The following is an 18,692-nucleotide window of genomic DNA, read 5'->3' as shown; positions in this document are numbered from 1 at the left end:
CGGACGCCGGAAACGCGACACGCCGAAGCGACGCATCGGCCTCGGTCAGGCGACCCGAATCGTGCCGCGGATGCAGTTGCGGCCCGAGCGCTTGGCTTCGTACTGGGCCTCGTCGGCGTCGTGCAGCAGCGCTTCGTGGTCTTCTTCCGTGAACAGGTGCCGGCTGGCGATGCCGGCGCTGATCGTGACCTGGCGGGTGGCTTTTCCCGCTGACGTCACCACCCGCCGGGCCACTTCCGCGCGCATTTGTTCGGCGATCACGCGGGCCTCCGGCAGGTCGCAGTGGCGCAGCAGGCAGGCGAATTCCTCGCCGCCGTAGCGGGCGACCAGGGCGTCGGCGGGCGCATGCTTGCGGATGGCCTCGGCGACTTCGCGCAAGGCCTGGTCGCCGGCCAGGTGGCCGAAGTCGTCGTTGAATGCCTTGAAGTGATCCACGTCGATGAAGATCAGCGAGGCGAGCGTGCCGTGCGCTTCGCGTTGCAGTGATTCCATCAGCCAGCGGCGGTTGGAGACGCCGGTGAGGGCGTCGTGGTGGGACAGTTCCAGCAGCCGGCGGTTGGCGCTGTTCAACTCGGCGGTGCGCGCGCTGATGCGCTGTTCAAGTACACGTTGCCGCCGACGCAAGGCATGCGTGCGCCAGCGCAGCAGGATGGCGGCAAGCAGGCCCGCGGCCACCGCGAGCAGCAGCCGTGCCCACCAGCGCTGCCACCAGTGCGGCGACACCACGATGGGCAGCAGGACCGGCGTGCTGAGGTTGCCCGCGTAGTCGCGCGCCTCGATGTGCAGCACGTAGTCGCCGGGCGGCAGCGCGCCGATCTCGCGAAAGTTGTCCTGCGTCCACGCGCCGGGCGTGGCGCTGAAGCCCTGCAGCCAGGTGCGGAAGCGCGATGCGTCCTCGTGCTGCCAGAACAGCAGCGCGAAATCGACGCGCAATTCGTGGTGGCCGGGCGGCACGCGCACGCGATCGGCGTCCGTGGGCTTGCCGTCCACGAGTACCCGGATCAGCTTCAGCGGCTTGGCCTCGTGGTCCGGCTTGAGCGCACCCGGGTCGTGGACCATCAGCCCGCCCAGCGTGCCGGCCCAGTAGCGGCCATGCGTATCGATGAACTGCGCGTTGGCGTTGCATTCGTTGTTGACCATGCCATCGCGCACCGTGAACACCTGCGAGCGGTAGCCATCGGCGTGTGGCGTGAGCATCTGCACGCCGGAGTCGGTGCAGATGTAGATGCGGCCGTCGATATCGGCCAGCGCATCGTCGGCGGTTGCATCGGGTGGTGCGGGCAGGTTGGCCGGCAAGGTGTGCGGGTGCAGCGGATCGCTGGCATCGACGCGGATGATGCCGTGCGCACGGCTGCCGAGCCAGAGAATCGGTTTCCCCTGCGCATCGGGAATCAGCCGCATGCCGAGCAGGTCGGTGCCTGGCAGGCCAATGTCGCGTCCCAGCAGCATCCATTGCGTGCCGTCGAAACGGGCCAGTCCCTGGTTGCTGGTGGCCCATAGCCAGGCATGTCCGTCGGGCGTGGTTTGCGCCAGCAGCTTCACCACCTCCCAGCGGCCGTGGGCGGACTTCGGACGGAAAGCCGTCCATACGCCCTCGCGCAGGCGGTAGATGCCGGATGCATCGGTGGCGAACCATTGCTCGGTCTGCCCGCCGATGCGCCGGCTGAGCATGGCGTTCACGCTCTGCCCCGGCGGGTGTGGCCACGGCGTGGCGACCGGCTTGAAGTGCAGCGTGTCATCCACGCGCCACAGGTGGCCGGCGCCGGTTCCCAGCCACACGGTCGGCTGGCCTTGCCGGTCGTCGGCGTGCGCGATCATGTTGACGACGGAGTCGCCGCCCACCTTGCGGAAATAACGCCAGCGGCCGCGCGTGTACAAACCCAGGCCGTCGCCATCCGAACCTGCCCACAGGCGCTCGTTGCCGTCGTGGTCATGGTCGACCAGCACGCCGAGCACGCCGGTCTGGTTCGCACCCAGCAGGGACACGGCTTTCCACGCATGCGTGCCCACGATGACCCGCGCCACGCCATCCTCGGTGGCCAGCCACAGCACGCAGGTGCCGTTGGGACTGCGCCACAGGCTGAGGCCGCGAATGGCGTTCGAGAGCAAGCCGTAGCGTCGGTCGAACACGCGCACGCGGTCGTGGTAGATGCGCACCAGCCCGTTGCGCGAAGAGGCCCAGATCGCCTGGCCGCCGTCCGGCGTGGGCGTGGCAACCATGTTGTACAGCACGTCAGTCGGCAGATCGCCGGTGGCCACGCTCCAGTGATGCAGGCCGTGGTCGTCCAGCCGCCACAATCCGGAATTGAACACGGAAATCCACAGCGCTTCGTGGCCCTCGTTGCGCGTGGCCAGCAGGTATTCCAGGCCGTTGCCGGCGTCGAAACCGGGAGCGCGGAAGCGCTGCCAGTGGCCGCCTGGTGCGCGATACCACAGGCCGCCGCTACCGGCGACCCAGAGGCGTTCCTGTCCGAGCAGCGTGTGGGTCTGCGCCAGCGCCAGCGTGTAGCCGTGCGGCAACTGGGCGTTGCCCGGGTCCGCCTGCCAGCGACCGTGGTCGCGATAGAACAGGCCCTTGTCCGTGGTCACCGCCCACAAACGCTTGCCGGCCGGGGTGTCGGTTTCCACCAGCCGGCGCACGTTGTGGTCCGTCAGGCCGTCGGCGGTGCCCTCGACATGCCAGTGCTTGCCGTCGTAGCGCGCCAACCCGAACGTGCTGGCACAGGCCCACAGCGTGCCTTCGTGGTCGACGAACAATTGCTGGATGTAGCCGCGCAGGGCCGGGTTGTCGAGCGCGTGCCAGCGCAGGCCGTCGTACCACGCCAGCCCGTGCGGGGTGCCGACCCAGACGAAACCTTGCCGGTCGGTACGCACCGTGACGGTGACCGGCCCGGGCAGGCCGTCGCGCGTGGTGAAGGTGGTGAACGAAGGCGCGCCGAGATCGAACAGGTCGAGCGGCTGCGTGTCGCGCGTGGTGGTCGCGGGGTGTGCCGATAGCGGGCCGAGCACGCCGAATGCCATCAGCGCGACCCAGGCCAATCGAATCAGTCCCCCTGATCCATGTCCCATCGATTTTTTACCCAGGTACGCGCGGCAATGGTGAAGGCGTCCGTCGGGCGCTTCGTCGCAGAATATCAGAGGGGATTCATCACACAGGTGAAGCGCGCACGCGGTTGCGGTGGATCGGTGATGCCTGGCCGCCGCGCGTCAGCGTCGCAGGCATACTGGGCTTTTCGCCCGGGTCGTGCCGGCTTGCATGTGAACGAGGAAGCCATTCCATGAAAGTGCGTGAAAGCGGCATGCCCGAGGAAGCCCGCTGGGCCGGCTTCTTCGATGGCGAGGCCGCCATCGGCCGCTTGCTGGGAGCGACGGTGCACGGCGACGTGCTCGAGTTCGGTTGTGGCTACGGTTCCTTCACGGTGCCGGCGGCGCGACGCACAAGCGGCGTGGTCACCGCGCTGGATATCGAACCGGCGATGATCGAGCGCGTGCGCGGGAAGGCGGCCAGCCTGGGCTTGCGCAACATCCGCGCCGAGCTGCGCGATTTCATCGCCGATGGCAGCGGCGTGGCGGCCACGTCGCAGGCGCACGCGATGATTTTCAACCTGCTGCATCTGGCGCAACCGTTGCCCTTGTTGCGGGAGGCGCACCGGGCATTGCGCGATGGCGGCGTGCTTTCGGTGATGCACTGGCGCAGCGACATCCCGACCCCGCGCGGGCCGCCGCTGGCAATCCGTCCGACGCCGCAGCAGTGCCGGCAATGGCTGGAGGAAGCGGGGTTCCACGGCATCGAATCCGTCGATCTGCAGGATGGCTGCCCGTTTCATTTCGGCCTGATCGGACGACGCTGATTCACCCGCGAGTGTTGCGCATGCCAGCGTGAACGCGGGCGGCAGCGAAGGCGCCGCGTGATGACACGCGAATCAATTCGCGGCGGATTCGCCCGTCGCCAGCCATTGCCGCGTTTGTGCCAGCAGCTCGCCGGGCGGGGCGGGCGGCAGGATCAGCGCGGCTTCGTCCACCGTCGGCGGTTCCAGCGTGGCGAGCTGGCTGTCCAGCAGCGACGGCGGCATGAAGTGTTCGCGTGCGCGCATGCGCCGGTCCAGTTCGTCGCGCGGCACCTGCAGGTAGACGAAGCGCACCGCCCCGGCCCGACGCAACCCGTCGCGGTAGCTGCGCCGCAGCGCCGAGCAGGCCACCACCACGCTGTATCCGCCGCGCAGACGATCGCTCATCCACGTTTCGATGGCGGCCAGCCAGGGCGCGCGATCGGCATCCGTTAGCGGTTGGCCGGCCTGCATGCGGGCGATGTTGGCGGGCGAGTGCAGGGAGTCGCCTTCCAGGAAAGGCCAGCCCTGCGCGTTGGCCAGTGCCGCGCCGAGGCCACTCTTGCCGCAGCCGGACACGCCCATCACCACCACCACCACGGCCTTGCTCATCTGTTTGCCCTTGCACCGGTTTGCGACCGGCCACCGTAAGTGCGGCGGCCTGCTGGCGCAAATGATGCTTTGTCTTCGGGCGAGGCAGTGGGCTTGTTTGGCCCCTTCAGGCCCCTGCGGGAGGCTGATGTTCAAATTTCGTGATGGAACCGCTTGAAAGACGTTTAAAATCGGCGTTAAATTAGGATTAAGCCAAGAGCATTCAATTGCCTGTAAGCTGTTGTTGCAAGCCAAACAAAAGAAACATCATATAACTGGTTGTTTTCAAGATGATTATCTGGACCACCTTGCTGCTGTGCCTGTCGACCATCGCGTTCTGCGCGGTGAAGCGGGTGCCTGCGGGGCAGGTCTACAGCCTGTACCGGCACGGCAAGCCGACGCGCCTGCTGCAGCCGGGCACGCACGTGGTGCTGCCGCTGCTGGACCGGGTGGCACATCGCATCGACCTCGGTGGTCGCGTGCTGCGTTTCCAGGAAGCGCTGGCCGATGCGCGCGACGTGCACGGCACAGTGTATTGGCAGGTGCTGGAACCGGATCGTGCGGACGCCATGATCGACCAGGCCGACCAGCTGATCCGCCGCGGTGCGCTGGAAGCATTGCAGAGCGAGCCAGCCAACATCGCGGCCGACCGTCGTGAGCTGGGCATGCAGCTCAAGCAGCGCCTCAACGGCGTGCTGCGCGAGCGCGGCGTGATGGTGACCCGCGTGGAACTGGATATCGCCTGAGCCGACGATATGAAATGGGGATGCAGGGCTGCCCGAGAGCGCCCGCACTGGGGAAATTGCAAGTCTTGACCCGCCACCCGGCGGGTTTTCCTTTTGGCGGCCACGCCGGATACTGGCCGACCCTTTCGTCATTCCATGGAACGCCGCATGACCGCTCGCACCGCCTTGCACAGCCGACTGGAACAGGGCGTGGCCACGCTCGGCCTGTCGCTGCCCGACGGCGCGCTGGAACGGCTGCTGGATTACCAGGCCTTGCTGGAGCGCTGGAACGCCGCCTACAACCTCACCGCCGTGCGCGATCCGGTCGAGATGGTCACCCGCCACCTGCTCGATTCGCTGGCGATCCTGCCGTACGTGCAGGGCGAAACCCTGGCCGACCTCGGCACCGGCCCGGGCCTGCCCGGCATCGTGCTGGCGATCGCGGCGCCGGGCCGGCAGATCCTGCTGGTGGATTCCAATGGCAAGAAGGTCCGCTTCCTGCGCGAGGCGATCCGCGCGCTGAAGCTCGATGGCGTGCGTGCGCTGCAGTCGCGGGTGGAACAGGTGGAAGGCCAGTTCGATTGCATCACCGCGCGCGCCTTCGCCAGCCTCGCCGACATGCTGGGCTGGGGCGGCCACCTGTTGGCGCCCAACGGCGTGTGGCTGGCGATGAAGGGCCGCGATCCGGCCGACGAGCTGCCCGGCGTGCCGGCCGGTTTCGCGCTGCGCGGCATCTACGCACTGGCGGTGCCCGGGCTGGAGGCGGAACGTCGCCTGGTCGTGCTGGGCAGGAGCGACGCTTGAGCTTCGCCCGCGGCCCGACCAACCCACCAAAGCCCGACAGGCTCCCGGCCGGCCTGCTAATCTAGCCCTCCTTTCGCTCGCTTACGGTATCGACGACCCATGGCCCGCATCATCGCCGTCGCCAACCAGAAGGGTGGCGTCGGCAAGACCACCACCGCTGTCAACCTTGCTGCCGCGCTGGCCGCGGCCAAGCGCAAGGTGCTGCTGGTCGACCTCGATCCGCAAGGCAACGCGACGATGGCCTCGGGCGTGGACAAGCGCGAAGCCCGCCCGAACGGTTGCGAGGTGCTGCTCGACGAAGCGCCGATCGAGCAGGCCATCGTGGCCACCGAGGCGCATTTCGACCTGCTGCCCGGCAACGGCGACCTCACCGCCGCCGAACTCAAGCTGATGGATGCGCTGGCCCGCGAGAGCCGGCTGAAAGAACAGCTCGCCAAGATCGCGGACAAGTACCAGACCATCCTGATCGACTGCCCGCCGTCGCTGCACCTGCTCACCCTCAACGCGCTGACCGCGGCCGACGGGCTGCTGATTCCCGTGCAGTGCGAATACTTCGCGCTGGAAGGCCTCTCGAGCCTGCTGGAGACGGTGAAGGCGGTGCGCCAGCGGCTGAATCCCGCGCTTGAGATCGAAGGCCTGTTGCGGACCATGTACGACGTGCGCAACAACCTCGGCAACGAGGTTTCCACCCAGCTCACCGAGCACTTCGGCGACAAGGTGCTGCGCTCGATCATCCCGCGCAACGTGCGCCTGGCCGAAGCGCCCAGCCACGGCCAGCCGATCCACCTGTACGACCGCAGCTCACGCGGCGCCATCGCCTACATCGGCCTGGCCGGCGAAATCATCCGCCGCGAACGCGGCGCGCAGGCGGCGGTGAACGCCTTGCACGACATGCACGACGACGGTGTCCACGAAGAAGTGGTCGACACCGCCGCGTATCTACACCAGGAGCACTAAGCAGATGGCCGCCGCGAAGAAACGGGGATTGGGACGCGGGCTCGACGCCCTCTTGGGCGGCGAAGGCAGCGCCTCGCCGGCGGTAACCGAACAGGAAGGCGAGCTGCGCAACCTGCCGATCCAGCAGATCCAGCCCGGCAAGTACCAGCCGCGCCGACATTGGAACGAAGACGCGCTGGACGAACTGGCCGCGTCGATCAAGGCGCAGGGCCTGATCCAGCCGGTGGTGGTGCGTGCCATCGGCAAGGACAAATTCGAGCTGATCGCCGGTGAACGCCGCTGGCGCGCCGCGCAACGCGCGCAGATGAGCGAGATCCCCGCGCTGGTCAAGGAAGTGGCCGAAGCCGCCGTGCCGGCGATGGCGCTGATCGAGAACATCCAGCGCCAGGATCTCACCCCGCTGGAAGAGGCCGACGCGCTCAAGCGCCTGGTCGAGGATTTCGACCTTACCCACCAGCAGGCGGCCGACGCCGTGGGCCGTTCGCGGGCCTCCGTGTCCAACATGCTGCGCCTCACCGAATTGCCGGCGCCGATCCGCAAGCTGCTCGACGAAGGCAAGCTGGAGATGGGCCACGCCCGTTGCCTGCTGACCCTGGACGAAGCCATCGCGCTGCCGCTGGCGCGCCAGGCCACCACCATGGGCTGGTCGGTGCGCGAGCTGGAAGACGCCGCGCGTCGTGCGCAGACCGCGCCCAAGGGCAAGGCGAAAAGCGTTTCGCGCGATCCCAACATTGATGCGCTGGAGCGCGAGCTGGCCGAACGCTTCGCCACCCGGGTGGAGCTGGCGCAGGGCCGCGGCGGTCGCGGCAAGCTGGTGATCCACTACCACAGCAATGACGAGCTGGACGGCATCCTCGGCAAGATCCGCTGAAACAGCAGCAGCGAGTGAACAGAAGTGAGGAGTGAGAGCCGAACTTCAGGCCTTCTCTCACTTCTCGCTCCTCTCCACTCACTTCTCACCAGGTTATTTCCTCATGCCACAACTCTCCGTCGTCGTTCCCGTGTTCAACGAACGGGACAACATCCCGCCGCTGCTCGCCGAGATCGCTGCCGCGCTGCGTGGCAAGGTCGACTACGAGGTGATCTACGTCGACGATGATTCCGTGGACGACAGCCGCAAGGTGCTGACCGTGCAGAAGGCCAGTCATCCGGAATTGCGGGTGTTGCACCACGTCACCCGCAGCGGCCAGAGCACGGCGGTGTGGAATGGCGTGCGCGCGGCGAAGTCGCCGTGGATCGCCACGCTGGACGGCGACGGTCAGAACGATCCGGCCGACATTCCGAAGCTGCTTGCCGCGCGCGCTGCCGCTTCACCGGAAGTGAAACTGTTCGCCGGCTGGCGCACCACCCGCCGCGACAGTTTCAACAAGCGCATCTCCTCGAAGATCGCCAACGCGGTGCGTTCGCGCATGCTGAAGGACGCCACGCCGGACACCGGTTGCGGCCTGAAGTTGTTCGAGCGCGAGGTGTTCCTGCGCCTGCCGTATTTCGACCACATGCACCGCTACCTGCCGGCGCTGGTCAAGCGCGCCGGTTTCCAGAGCCAGAGCGTGCCGGTCGGGCATCGCCCGCGTACCGCCGGCACCTCCAAGTACGGCATGCTCGACCGCCTGTGGGTGGGCCTGGCCGACCTGCGCGGCGTGGCGTGGCTGATGCGTCGCGGCAAGGTGACCCGGGTCGAGGAATCCTGAAAGCCCGTCCAGAATCTTCCCCCGTCGAGCGCACAACTTGACGGGGTAGGTGCCCGCTCGCGGGCGATGCTTTTGCTCTGGCGCCCTTCGACACGTTCAATACAAAAGCCTCGCCCCCTGGTGGGTTCCTGCAAGCTGTTCCTGGTGACAGAAGCGGCGTTGCCTGGGCAAGGCTCTGGATCGGCGCTACTGATCTGCGTCACGCCGCGTCGATGACGGCGGCGTATGCTTGAAGCTTCCCGCCAAGGGAGGTTTGTCGTGAGCATCAGTGTCAAGCGTGTGTACGAGCCCGCTGCGAAATCCGATGGCCAGCGCGTGTTGGTCGATCGCCTGTGGCCGCGGGGAATGAAGAAGGAAGACGCCGCCATCGATCTGTGGATCAAGGATCTGGCGCCATCCACCGAATTGCGCCAGTGGTTCGGCCATGACCCGGCGCGCTGGGAAGGTTTCCGCCACCGCTACGCCAGCGAACTGGACGAGTTGACCGAGCATTGGCGAGCGCTGGCCGAGCAGGCCGAGCGACATCACATCACCCTGCTGTTCGGCGCGCGCGACGAGGAGCACAACAACGCGGTGGTGCTGAAGTCGTACTTGGAAACCTGGCTGAAGAAGCACGGCCCGGGTTGAGATGCCGGAGCTCCCTTTCCCGCTTGCAGGACAGGGTTGGGGAAGTGACCAGTGGTGCTACGCGCGCCCCGGATGATGCTCGCGCCAGCCTTCCAGCACCTCGCGGGTGCGCTCGCGGCCCAGCTCGATCAGTTCCCGGGCGCGGTAGAACTCGTAGACGGTGGAGACATTGCGCGGCAGCTGGATCAGCAGGTCCGGCTCGTAGGCGGCCAGGCGCAGGCGTGCCAGGTTGGCCTGCATCAGGTCCATCGAGCGCCCCATCAGTTCCAGCACGCCCGGTTCGTGGGTCTTCACCTCCGGTTTGTCGCCGCCATGCGGCAACAGGCGGCGCAGCAGGCCGCGATGCCGGGTCTTGTCGTCCAGCGTGTCCGGCGTGGCGGGTTCGGCCGCGCCATCCAGGCTGACCGCGACCAGGTAGTCGGCCGGATCGCGGATCAGCGGTGTCACCGGCACCGGGTTGAGCAGGCCGCCATCGAGCAGCCGGCGGCCGTTGATGGTGTGCGGGCGGAAGATGGTGGGAATGGCGATGGAGGCGCGGATCGCCTCGAACAGCGAACCGCGGCTCAGCCATATTTCGCGTTCGCGGTCGATGTCGGTGGCCACCGCGGTGAAGGACAGCGGCAGGTCCTCGATCTGCTCGTCGCCGATCATTTCCAGCAGGGTGCCGATGATCTTCTCGCCCTTGATCAGGCCGCCACCTCTCAGCGTCCAGTCGACCAGCTTGAGCACGTCGAGCTTGGCCAGCGTGGTGACCCAGTCGCGATATACGTCGAGTTTGCCGGTGGCGTAGATGCCGCCGATCAGCGCGCCCATCGAGCAACCGGCGATGGCGGTGATCTGGAAACCCTGGGCGGTCAGTTCCTCGATCACGCCGATGTGTGCCAGCCCTTTCGCGCCGCCCGCACCCAGCGCCAGCGCCACGGTGGGCTTGCGTGGGGCATCGCTGTCGGTGAGGGCGGGAAGCGTGGTGTCGTTCGAAGGCATGTTCGGCGGCTTGCGTGGGATCGGGGTGGAGGTTTCTTGCGGGCGGCAGGGCGCGAAGCGCGGCGCCGCTGGTGGGCTGTCGTTGCGCCAGGCACGTGCCCGTGTAGCATGCGTCCATGCCCTGTCGGCAGCAACCCAGCATGCGCCATTCCGTGAGATTCGTGAAAACGCCAGTGTGCCGCGCCGTTTCCTTCGTCCGCATCGACGGGGAGCGCGCATGAGCTGGCAGGCCTGGGCGACGGTGGCCATCATCGTGCTGGCCATGGCGCTGTTCGCCAGCGAAAAGGTGCGCATCGACCTGGTGGCGCTGATGATGCTGGCGGCGTTGGTGATCCTGGGCATCGTCAGTCCGCTCGATGCGTTGAGCGGTTTCAGCAACGAGGCCACCGTCACCGTGGCGGCAATGTTCGCGCTGAGCATGGGCATCGAGCGCTCCGGCGCGCTGGAACCGCTGATCCGGCTGCTTTCGCGGATCCGGCAACCCTGGTTGCTGACTCTGGCGATGATGCTGGCGATCGCGCCGATCGGCGCCTTCGTGAAGAACATCGCGCTGGTGGCCACGTTCCTGCCGTTGGCGTTGCGCGTGTGCCAGCGCACGCACACCTCGCCAGCGCGGGTGCTGATGCCGATGGCCTACGCGGCGCAGATGGGCGGCGTATGTACCTTGATCGGCACCTCGTCCAACCTGCTGGCCGACAGCTTGGCGCGCAAGCATCACCTGCAGGGCTTCGGCGTGTTCGAGTTCGCGCCGCTGGGCGTGGTGCTGGCGGTGGTCGGCATCACCTACCTGATGCTGGTCGGTCGCTGGCTGCTGCCACGTCATGTCGATGCCGAGCAGCCGGTGCAGGCCGATGTCGGCAAGTACGTGACCGAGCTGGAAGTGACGGCCGATTCCGCGCTGATCGGGCAAAGCATCGCCGCGGCGAAGCTGGGCGAGAAATACGGCGTGTACCCGCTCGAATTGCTGCGCGGCGAAAAGCGCATGTGGTCGCCGCACTCGCAGGAGATCGCCGAGGGCGACGTGCTGCTGGTGCGCGGCGACTGGGACAAGATCGAGGATTTCCAGCACCGTGCCGGCCTGCGCAACGCACCGGAAAGCCGCTACGTGAAGGATCGCGAACGCAGCCGCGTGATGATCGAACTGATGGTCGCCCCGGCCAGCCCGGTCGAGGGCCGGCGCTTCGCCGAAACCGGCATCGGCTGGCGCTACGACGCGGTGGTGTTGGCGATCCACCGACGCGGCCAGGTGCTGCGCGACAAACTCAGCGACGTCGGGCTGGCGGTGGGCGACGTGTTGCTGGCGCTGGTCGACGAAGACGCCCTGGCCAACCTGCGCAACGACGAGGCGTTCATCGTGCTGAGCGAGCGCGACGAAGCCCATCGCACCCCGCGCAAGGCCTTCTACGCGGTGGGCATCATGCTGGCCGTGGTGGTGGTTTCGGGCATGCGCTGGTTGCCGATCCCGATTGCCGCGATCTGCGGCGCCGTCGCGATGGCGCTGACCGGCTGCTTCGGGCGCAAGGACGTCTACGAAGGCATGGACTGGAAGATCATCATCCTGCTCGGCGCGATCCTGCCGTTGGGCATGGCGATCGACAAGACCGGGTTGTCACACACCTTGGTGCAGCTGGGCCTGGGCGTGGTCGGTTCGCACGGGCCGCTGGCCGCCCTGCTGATGGTGTACCTGCTCACCGCGCTGCTTACCGAACTGATGGGCCACAACCCGTCGGTGGTGCTGATGGTGGGCATCGCCGCGTCGGTGGCCGGCGCGATGCACGTCGACCCGCGGCCCTTCGTGGTGGCGGTGGCATTCGCCGCGGCCACCTCGTTCGCCACGCCGGTGGGTTATCCGACCAACACGATGGTGTACTACGCCGGGGGCTACCGCTTCACCGATTTCATGAAGGTCGGCATTCCGCTGATCCTGGTGTTCTGTGCGCTGTCGATGTGGCTGATCCCGCACTTCTGGCCGTTCCATCCCGCCGCCGCACACTGATGCCTGACTCCCTCTCCCCGCCGGGGAGAGGGTTGGGGTGAGGGGCCAACCTCGCTGAAGGTGGCATCGGAACGAGCTTCGTGCCGTACATGATGGTGCTGCGCGTTTTCATTCCCTCGCGCTCAGGCAACGTAGCCGCCGGCGTCCTTCATCGCGCTCAGGCGTAACCGCTCAGCGACAGGTGCAGCAGCGATTTCATCTCTTCGCGCAGCGGCACCGGCGCCACGATTTCCGCGTCCGGGCCGTACTTCAGCACGTCCATCAGCAACTCCCTGGAATTGGAATACGGCAGTTGCAGTTCGTAGCGTCCGTCGGGCAGCCACGTGCCTTTCTGCTGCGAATGCCAGTGTTCGTCGGCGACCCAGCGGGAGGCATGTTCGGAGAAACGGATGGTGGCCCACGCCTTGGGCGTGCCGGCGAAGATGCCGTAGCTGGAGGCCAGGGTCTGGTCGAGCTGGGCTTCGGCCACGTCGATGGCGGCGGTGTCTTGCGCGCGTGGTTCGACGATGCGGTCCACCGCGAAGCTGCGCAGCGCCTCGCGGTCGTGGTCCCACACGTCGAGGTACCAGTTGTCGCGATAGTGGGTAAGACGCTGCGGCGATACCGTGCGCCGGCTGTCGCTGTTGGTGGTGCGCGCGCGATAACGGAAGCGCAACTGCTTCCGTTCGAGCACGGCACCGGCCACGGTGCGGAATACCTGCTGGTCGAGCTTGCGTTCGCCCCACGGGATCACCCGGATGCGTTCGATCGGCAGCACCTTGCCGCTGCCCTGGTCGCTCAGCAGGTGTTCGATGCGCGCCTTGAACGGGGCCAGTGCGCCGGCCAGCACGCCGGGTCCGCTGCGCCCGATCAACTCGTTCAGCGCCAGCAAGGCGGCGAGCTCGTCGGAAGTCAGCCACAGGCCGGGCAGTTCGAAGCGTTCGGCTTCGCCCTGCTCGTAGCGGAATGCCGCGTGCTCGCCGCCGGCGCTTTCGATCGGTGCGCCCAGCGCATCGCGCAGGAAGCCGATATCGCGGTACAGCGTGGCGCGCGAGCAGTCGAGCTCGTCCATCAGGCTGGGCAACGGCACGGGATAGCGTGCCGATTTCAGCACGCGGTGCAGGGTATTGATGCGCTCGTAGCGATCCATGGCAGTCATCGGAAGCAGGCTTTGTGTAGCATGGGGACGCCGCGCCGTGGCTGCAAGCCCGTGCCGGTTGCGCAGATTCCCCCGTTCCCGCTGCCAGAGAGGATGCATGCCCGACGAAATCAGCCCGCCCACCGGATGGGCCGCGACCGTGTTGCGAGTGCTTGCGGTATGCGGCTATGGCATGTGGATGCTGCTCGGGCTGGGGTTGGCGCTGGGCGTTTACAGCAATGGCCGTGGCGAATCGCTGGTGCCGCTACTGGTGGGCGCCGTGTTCGCCAGCCTCGGCCCGCTGCTGGCCAGTGTGGGCGTGCCGGGGTTGCGTGACTGGCGCGGCTGGCGGCTGGATTCGAGCCTGCGTCCGAGCCGCGAGGCGCTGCTGGCGATGCTCACCTACCTGCCGATGCTGGGCGTGGCCGCACTCGCACGTGGCGACAACGATTTCTGGGCTACCCGGCTGGTCAGTGCCGTACTGGCCGCCTGCAGTTTCGCCTGCCTGGTGTATGCGGCGCGGGGCCAGCGCCCGCGTCGACGCGGCGGCCTGACCGGGCAGTTGCCGGTCGATCGGGTGATCACCGCCTGTTACGGCGGCGGCCTGTGGCTCTTGCTGTGCGTGGTCTCGCAGGATCCGCTGGTGCGTACCGGCACCACCCGCATGTGGATCATCGGCCTGCTGTTGCTGGCCCTGCTGCTGGGCTTGGCGGAAGGCATGCGCTGGCAGTCGGTGGCCGGTCCGGTACGCAGTGCGCCGCGGCGCTGGCAGCGTCGCTTCATGGCCGCCGTGCTGACTTACGCGGTGCCTTGCCTGGGCTTGTTGCTGACGCATTACTGGGCCGATGCGCGCTGGCTGGTGTTGCTGGCGGCGCTGTGTTGTGTCGTGGGACGCAGCATCGAGCTGCGCTTGTTCGAAGCCGTATCGGGACGCTAGGCGCGTGGCTGCCTGGTCCGGCCGGCTTCGGCAGACACGGGCGGCAGGTCCGGCTCGCTGGCCGCCAGATAAACGCCTTGCCGGGATTGTTCACGGCGGATTCAAGCCATCCAGCTATGGTGCTCATCCAACATTGTTTTAACAATAAGGGACCTTACCCCATGAAAAAGATCCTGCTTGCCAGTCTCGTCCTCGCCTCGCTCGGCTGCTTTGCCGTCCAGGCCCAGGATGCACCGGGCACCAATGTTCCTGCCAACGGCGACTGGACGGGCTCGGGCGAGCTCGGTTTTGCCTCCACCACCGGCAACACGCGCTCGCAGAACCTGGACGCCAAGCTGGGTCTGAACCAGGAAAACGCGCAGTGGAAGAACAGCTTCTTCCTCGACGCGCTGCGTTCGAAGAGCCAGGTGAAGGTGGTGAATCCCGACGGCACCACCTACAAGAAGTACAACACCACCGCCAACCGCTACGACGGCGGCGCGTCGGTGGGCTACAAGCTCGATCCGCGCAGCTACATCGTGGGCGCGGGCCGTTACGAGCATGACGACTTCGGCGCCAACCGCTGGCAGGCGATCGTCTCGATCGGCTACGGCTATATCGCCCTGAAGACGCAGCGCACCGAGCTGTCGTTCGAAATCGGTCCCGGTTTCAAGGAATACCAGCCGGCCGACACCACCGTGACGGTGAACGGCGTCAGCCACCCGTACACGCAGGATCGGCAGAAGGAAGTGGTTGCACGTGGCCTGGTCAACTACAAGTACCGGCTCACCGCCAACACCTCGTTCGAGAACACGTTCCTGATGGAAGCGGGCTCGAAGGACAAGTACTTCCAGGATGATGCCGGCCTCAACGTCAGCATGACCAAGAAGCTGTCGCTGAAGGTGGGTTACGAAGTGCGCCATCACAGCACCGTGCTGCCGGGCGTGAAGAAGACCGACACGCTGGCCACCACCAATATCGTCTACAACATCTGACCGGGCGGCAGCGCCTCGTAGATGCCGCCTTGCCGCCGTCAGGCCAGGGCGATGCTTTTGTGGAGCCCGCTCGCGGGCGATGCTTTCCCGTGCCCCCGCACCAAGAGCATCGCCCGCGAGCGGGCTCCTACACTCGTTGCTGCAGCCCCAAGGGGTGCGCCCGGAATGGATTGAACCGGCGCTTGTCCGCGTAGAGCGCGAAAAACCTGTCGCGCATGTATGGCTTCAGCCTTCCAGCAAGGCGCGTGCGCCTTGCGCAAACAGCATCTCGGCGACTTGTAGACCCAGGGCCTCGGGCTGGTCGTGCGTACCGGTGGCTTCGGCCAGCAGCAGGCGACCGGTGGCGGCCTCGCCGACCATGCCGCGCAGGTGCAGGCCGTGTTCGGCCACCGTGCACCATGCGCCGACCGGCACCGTGCAGCTGCCGCCCAGGGCGTGGTTCATCGCCCGCTCGGCACTCACCGCCAGGCGCGTTTCGGCATCGTCCAGCACGGCCAGCCGCTCGTGCACCGCGGCGCGCTGCACGCGTGCCTCGACGACAATCGCTGCCTGCCCCGGGGCCGGCAGCCATGCCGGTGCCACCAGCCGGCTGCGAATGCGCTGGTGCAGGCCCAGCCGTTCCAGCCCGGCGCAGGCCAGCACGATCGCGTCGTAGTCGCCGTTGTCGAGCTTGGCCAGTCGCGTGCCCACGTTGCCACGCAGGTCGAGCAATTGCAGGTCGGGCCGCGCGGCGCGCAACTGCGCCTGCCGGCGCAGCGACGAGGTACCTACGCGCGCGCCCTGTGGCAGCGCGGCCAGGTCCGCGAAGGTGTTGCTGACGAAGGCGTCGGCGGGGTCGGCGCGCGGCAGGATCGCCGGCAGCGCAAAGCCCGCTTCCAGTTCCGCTGGCATGTCCTTCAAGCTGTGTACGGCCAGGTCGGCGCGGCCGTCCAGCATCGCCACTTCCAGCTCCTTGAGGAACAGCCCCTTGCCGCCGATCGCCGCCAGCGGCTTGTCGAGGATTTCATCGCCGCGTGTCGTCATCGGCACCAGTTCCACGCGCAGGTCCGGATGCGCCGCACGCAGCAGCGACGCCACGTGTTCGGCCTGCCACAGCGCAAGCGCGCTCTGGCGGGTGGCGATGCGCAAGGTGGTGGGGGACATGGCGACTCCGCGACGAAACAGGACAGGGCGATATTGTCGCGCAATCGGCTCACGCCCGCGGGCGACGTGTTGCCGCGCCCGGGAGCCTCGAAGACACCGTCATCCCAGCGAAGGCTCACTGCTGTCCGGAATAAAAATGCGCAATGCGTGGAAAGCCCCGAGCCGTACAACTTTGCAACCATTGAGTTCGCATGAGACTCAAATTTCAGAGTTATCGGACACGCCTCGCCTCGTCATCCCAGCGAAAGCTGGGATCCAGTCAAGATGCTGTGCGAAGCACACTCAACTTCTTGTTTTTGTGTGCTTCGCACGCATGCCCGACTGGATTCCAGCTTTCGCTGGAATGACGGATTCGGCCGCCGTCATGCCTTCGCAAAATTTATTCCTGACAGCAGTGAGCAAAAGCTGGAATCCAGCGTCCTTGGTTTTTCAACGGCCTGAAGTCGCTGGATTCCGGCTTGACCGGCCCTTCGGCCGCTGAGAGCCGCCGGAATGTCGTATTCAACGGAGTTATGCGGGGCGCCTAGCCCATGCGCAGCAGTTTGCGCACCGCCGGCAGGTTGCGCCGGCTGACTTCGGGACTGAGATCGGTACCGGCAAGGCGCGCCAGCACGCGGCCGTCAGGCAGGCTTTTCAGACCAACCAGGCGTGGCGTGGGCACCAGGCAGTTGCGGTGCAGGCGGGTCAGCTGGTCGGGGTAGGCGTCTTCCAGCTGGCGCAGCGATTCATCGATCAGCAGTTCGCCGCCGGTGTGGCGCACCAGCACGTATTTCTCCTCGGCGAGCAGACAGATCACCTCGTCCAGCGCCACGCGCACCTGTTCGCCGCGCACGCGTGCGTGCAGATGGCCGGATGGCTCGCGTGGCGTGGCGTCGAGCCGCTGGCGTGCACGCTGCACGGCTTCGCGCAGGCGTTCCAGCCGCACCGGCTTCAGCAGGTAATCCACCGCGCCCAGCTCGAACGCATGCAGCGCATGGTTTTCGTAGGCAGTGCAGAACACCACCTGCGGGCGCGCGCGTCCGGCCAGCCGTGCCGCCAGCGCGGTGCCGTCCAGGCCAGGCATGTTGATGTCCAGCAGCAGCAGGTCGGGCTGCAGTTCGCCGAGTGCGTCGAGCGCGGCGTCGCCGTCGCCGACACTGCCGGCGATATCCGTGCCGTCGCATTCGCCCAGCAGGGCGGCAAGCCGCGCGCGGGCCAGCGGTTCGTCATCGACGATCAGTACGCGCATCGTCGTTTCCCCCTTGATTCAACGTGTGTTGCTTGTCGTCCAGCGGCAAGTGCAAACGCACCACGAAGCGGTCGCCCTGCGGACCGGCCTGCACCTGTGCCCGCGTACCGTAACGGAAGGCGATGCGTTGGCGCACGTTGTCCAGGCCGTGGCCATTGCCGGTGCGCGCCGGCGTGGCGGGCAGCGGGTTGTCGATCACGATGACCAGTGCGCGCGTTTCGCGGCGGCCCTGCAGGATCACCTCGCCGCCTTCGCGCAGCGGCTGGATGCCGTGGCGCACGGCGTTCTCCACCAGCGGTTGCAGCAGCAGGCGCGGCAACGGGAAGTCGCGCGGAAGTTCGTCCAGTTCGCGGCGCACGCGCAGGCGTTCGCCCAGCCGCAATTGCTCGATGGCCAGGTAACGCTCCACCAAGGCCAGCTCGTCGCCCAGCGTGCCGTCGCGCGTTTCGTGCTGGCCCAGCGCGGCGCGGAACAATTCGGAGAGATCCTCGATGGTGCGTTCGGCGGCGGCCGGATCCACCCGCACCAGCGCAGCTACCGTGTTCATGCTGTTGAACAGGAAGTGTGGCCGGATGCGTGCCTGCAGCGCCTCCACCTGCGCGCGCGTCACCGCCGCCAGCCGTGCCTGCCACTGCGCCAGCACATAGAAGTAGCGCAACATGGCGGCGCCGAGCAGGGCGGCGATCAGCGCGTTGTCGCCGATGAAGCGCAGGTTGCCGCCGTGGATCAGCTCCAGTTGCAGCGCGCTGTCCATCCAGCGTGCGACCGCGCTGGCCAGCACCACGATCAGTACCATCAGCAGCCACACGCCGGCATACGGCCCATAGCCGGGCAGCCGTTGCAGGTACGGCGACAGCTTGCACAGCGCCACCGCCAGCAGCAGCGCCAGCCATGCCACGAAGGCCATGCCGATGGTGAAGGCGCGCCAGTCACGCGCGCCGTCCGGCGCCAGCCACATCACCGCCACGGTGAGCGCGCCGACCACGAACAACGCGAACAGCGCCGGCAGGCTGCAGAAGTCCGGCAACGGATTGCGTTCGGCGCGTGGGCGGGCGGGTTCACTCATGCGGCGCAGTATGCCGCAGCGGAAG

The 18,692-nt window shown here is 67.0% G+C and carries 17 protein-coding genes; 10 read left to right on the top strand and 7 right to left on the bottom strand.

Annotation, left to right across the window (positions count from 1 at the left end; all coding sequences use genetic code 11):
- Positions 1–45 precede the first annotated feature (45 nt).
- Positions 46–3,069 (bottom strand): ligand-binding sensor domain-containing diguanylate cyclase, encoded by a 3,024-nt coding sequence (locus AB7849_RS16670; protein WP_037101911.1) that lies wholly within the window; start codon positions 3,067–3,069, stop codon positions 46–48.
- Positions 3,070–3,278: 209 nt separating this feature from the next.
- Between AB7849_RS16670 and AB7849_RS16665 the strand changes: the two genes are divergently transcribed.
- Positions 3,279–3,851: a class I SAM-dependent methyltransferase gene (locus AB7849_RS16665; protein ID WP_008215341.1), complete on the top strand. Its 573-nt coding sequence runs from the start codon at positions 3,279–3,281 to the stop codon at positions 3,849–3,851.
- A 72-nt stretch (positions 3,852–3,923) separates the two neighbouring features.
- Here AB7849_RS16665 and AB7849_RS16660 read toward each other — a convergent pair whose 3' ends face one another.
- Entirely contained in the window at positions 3,924–4,439 is a 516-nt protein-coding gene (locus AB7849_RS16660) for a gluconokinase (protein WP_008215343.1), read from the bottom strand.
- 269 nt (positions 4,440–4,708) lie between these two features.
- Here AB7849_RS16660 and AB7849_RS16655 point away from each other — a divergent pair, with 269 nt between their 5' ends.
- From AB7849_RS16655 to AB7849_RS16630, 6 genes are all read left to right on the top strand, one after another.
- Positions 4,709–5,164 carry an SPFH domain-containing protein gene (locus AB7849_RS16655; RefSeq protein WP_008215345.1) on the top strand — a complete coding sequence of 152 codons (456 nt, stop codon included), beginning with the start codon at positions 4,709–4,711 and terminating at the stop codon, positions 5,162–5,164.
- Between the two features lie 147 nt (positions 5,165–5,311).
- Positions 5,312–5,947, top strand: a complete 636-nt coding sequence (gene rsmG, locus AB7849_RS16650; RefSeq protein WP_037101917.1) for a 16S rRNA (guanine(527)-N(7))-methyltransferase RsmG — start codon at positions 5,312–5,314, stop codon at positions 5,945–5,947.
- A 99-nt stretch (positions 5,948–6,046) separates the two neighbouring features.
- Positions 6,047–6,904 carry a ParA family protein gene (locus AB7849_RS16645; protein ID WP_008215348.1) on the top strand — a complete coding sequence of 286 codons (858 nt, stop codon included), beginning with the start codon at positions 6,047–6,049 and terminating at the stop codon, positions 6,902–6,904.
- A gap of 4 nt (positions 6,905–6,908) precedes the next feature.
- On the top strand, positions 6,909–7,775 hold the full coding sequence (locus AB7849_RS16640) for a ParB/RepB/Spo0J family partition protein (protein ID WP_008215352.1): 867 nt from the start codon (positions 6,909–6,911) through the stop codon (positions 7,773–7,775).
- A 103-nt stretch (positions 7,776–7,878) separates the two neighbouring features.
- Complete coding sequence (locus tag AB7849_RS16635; protein WP_008215354.1) at positions 7,879–8,595, top strand: glycosyltransferase; 717 nt, start codon at positions 7,879–7,881, stop codon at positions 8,593–8,595.
- A gap of 258 nt (positions 8,596–8,853) precedes the next feature.
- Entirely contained in the window at positions 8,854–9,222 is a 369-nt protein-coding gene (locus AB7849_RS16630) for a DUF488 domain-containing protein (RefSeq protein ID WP_008215357.1), read from the top strand.
- A 57-nt stretch (positions 9,223–9,279) separates the two neighbouring features.
- On the opposite strand, the gene AB7849_RS16625 is transcribed toward AB7849_RS16630, so the two are convergent.
- On the bottom strand, positions 9,280–10,206 hold the full coding sequence (locus AB7849_RS16625; protein WP_008215358.1) for a patatin-like phospholipase family protein: 927 nt from the start codon (positions 10,204–10,206) through the stop codon (positions 9,280–9,282).
- Positions 10,207–10,423: 217 nt separating this feature from the next.
- Here AB7849_RS16625 and AB7849_RS16620 point away from each other — a divergent pair, with 217 nt between their 5' ends.
- Entirely contained in the window at positions 10,424–12,202 is a 1,779-nt protein-coding gene (locus tag AB7849_RS16620) for an SLC13 family permease (RefSeq protein WP_092704960.1), read from the top strand.
- Positions 12,203–12,359: 157 nt separating this feature from the next.
- On the opposite strand, the gene AB7849_RS16615 is transcribed toward AB7849_RS16620, so the two are convergent.
- Positions 12,360–13,331, bottom strand: coding sequence for a helix-turn-helix transcriptional regulator (locus AB7849_RS16615; protein ID WP_008215362.1), 972 nt, complete (start codon positions 13,329–13,331; stop codon positions 12,360–12,362).
- Positions 13,332–13,437: 106 nt separating this feature from the next.
- Between AB7849_RS16615 and AB7849_RS16610 the strand changes: the two genes are divergently transcribed.
- On the top strand, positions 13,438–14,256 hold the full coding sequence (locus AB7849_RS16610; protein ID WP_008215363.1) for a hypothetical protein: 819 nt from the start codon (positions 13,438–13,440) through the stop codon (positions 14,254–14,256).
- Between the two features lie 161 nt (positions 14,257–14,417).
- The gene (locus tag AB7849_RS16605) at positions 14,418–15,230 is read left to right on the top strand and encodes a DUF481 domain-containing protein (RefSeq protein ID WP_008215366.1); all 813 of its coding nucleotides are present in this window, start codon (positions 14,418–14,420) and stop codon (positions 15,228–15,230) included.
- 225 nt (positions 15,231–15,455) lie between these two features.
- Here the strand turns inward: AB7849_RS16605 and hemC are convergent, their stop codons facing one another.
- The 3 genes from hemC to AB7849_RS16590 form a co-directional block, all read right to left on the bottom strand.
- Positions 15,456–16,373, bottom strand: coding sequence for a hydroxymethylbilane synthase (gene hemC, locus AB7849_RS16600; RefSeq protein WP_369501413.1), 918 nt, complete (start codon positions 16,371–16,373; stop codon positions 15,456–15,458).
- A 523-nt stretch (positions 16,374–16,896) separates the two neighbouring features.
- Positions 16,897–17,601 (bottom strand): LytR/AlgR family response regulator transcription factor, encoded by a 705-nt coding sequence (locus AB7849_RS16595; RefSeq protein WP_008213568.1) that lies wholly within the window; start codon positions 17,599–17,601, stop codon positions 16,897–16,899.
- Positions 17,579–18,667, bottom strand: a complete 1,089-nt coding sequence (locus AB7849_RS16590) for a sensor histidine kinase (RefSeq protein ID WP_008213569.1) — start codon at positions 18,665–18,667, stop codon at positions 17,579–17,581. Before AB7849_RS16590 ends, AB7849_RS16595 begins: the two co-directional genes overlap by 23 nt.
- Positions 18,668–18,692 lie beyond the last annotated feature (25 nt).

The organism is Rhodanobacter sp. FW021-MT20, from assembly GCF_041107475.1.
In the GTDB taxonomy this organism is placed as follows: domain Bacteria; phylum Pseudomonadota; class Gammaproteobacteria; order Xanthomonadales; family Rhodanobacteraceae; genus Rhodanobacter_A; species Rhodanobacter_A glycinis.
Note: the sequence above shows the minus strand (reverse complement) of the source record. Positions and strands in the feature narration are given on the sequence as shown.

Coding starts and splice junctions, on each gene's coding strand:
- AB7849_RS16670 (WP_037101911.1), bottom strand. CDS start 3,069: ATGGGACATGGATCAGGGGGACTGATTCGATTGGCCTGGGTCGCGCTG.
- AB7849_RS16665 (WP_008215341.1), top strand. CDS start 3,279: ATGAAAGTGCGTGAAAGCGGCATGCCCGAGGAAGCCCGCTGGGCCGGC.
- AB7849_RS16660 (WP_008215343.1), bottom strand. CDS start 4,439: ATGAGCAAGGCCGTGGTGGTGGTGGTGATGGGCGTGTCCGGCTGCGGC.
- AB7849_RS16655 (WP_008215345.1), top strand. CDS start 4,709: ATGATTATCTGGACCACCTTGCTGCTGTGCCTGTCGACCATCGCGTTC.
- rsmG (WP_037101917.1), top strand. CDS start 5,312: ATGACCGCTCGCACCGCCTTGCACAGCCGACTGGAACAGGGCGTGGCC.
- AB7849_RS16645 (WP_008215348.1), top strand. CDS start 6,047: ATGGCCCGCATCATCGCCGTCGCCAACCAGAAGGGTGGCGTCGGCAAG.
- AB7849_RS16640 (WP_008215352.1), top strand. CDS start 6,909: ATGGCCGCCGCGAAGAAACGGGGATTGGGACGCGGGCTCGACGCCCTC.
- AB7849_RS16635 (WP_008215354.1), top strand. CDS start 7,879: ATGCCACAACTCTCCGTCGTCGTTCCCGTGTTCAACGAACGGGACAAC.
- AB7849_RS16625 (WP_008215358.1), bottom strand. CDS start 10,206: ATGCCTTCGAACGACACCACGCTTCCCGCCCTCACCGACAGCGATGCC.
- AB7849_RS16620 (WP_092704960.1), top strand. CDS start 10,424: ATGAGCTGGCAGGCCTGGGCGACGGTGGCCATCATCGTGCTGGCCATG.
- AB7849_RS16615 (WP_008215362.1), bottom strand. CDS start 13,331: ATGGATCGCTACGAGCGCATCAATACCCTGCACCGCGTGCTGAAATCG.
- AB7849_RS16610 (WP_008215363.1), top strand. CDS start 13,438: ATGCCCGACGAAATCAGCCCGCCCACCGGATGGGCCGCGACCGTGTTG.
- AB7849_RS16605 (WP_008215366.1), top strand. CDS start 14,418: ATGAAAAAGATCCTGCTTGCCAGTCTCGTCCTCGCCTCGCTCGGCTGC.
- hemC (WP_369501413.1), bottom strand. CDS start 16,373: ATGTCCCCCACCACCTTGCGCATCGCCACCCGCCAGAGCGCGCTTGCG.
- AB7849_RS16595 (WP_008213568.1), bottom strand. CDS start 17,601: ATGCGCGTACTGATCGTCGATGACGAACCGCTGGCCCGCGCGCGGCTT.
- AB7849_RS16590 (WP_008213569.1), bottom strand. CDS start 18,667: ATGAGTGAACCCGCCCGCCCACGCGCCGAACGCAATCCGTTGCCGGAC.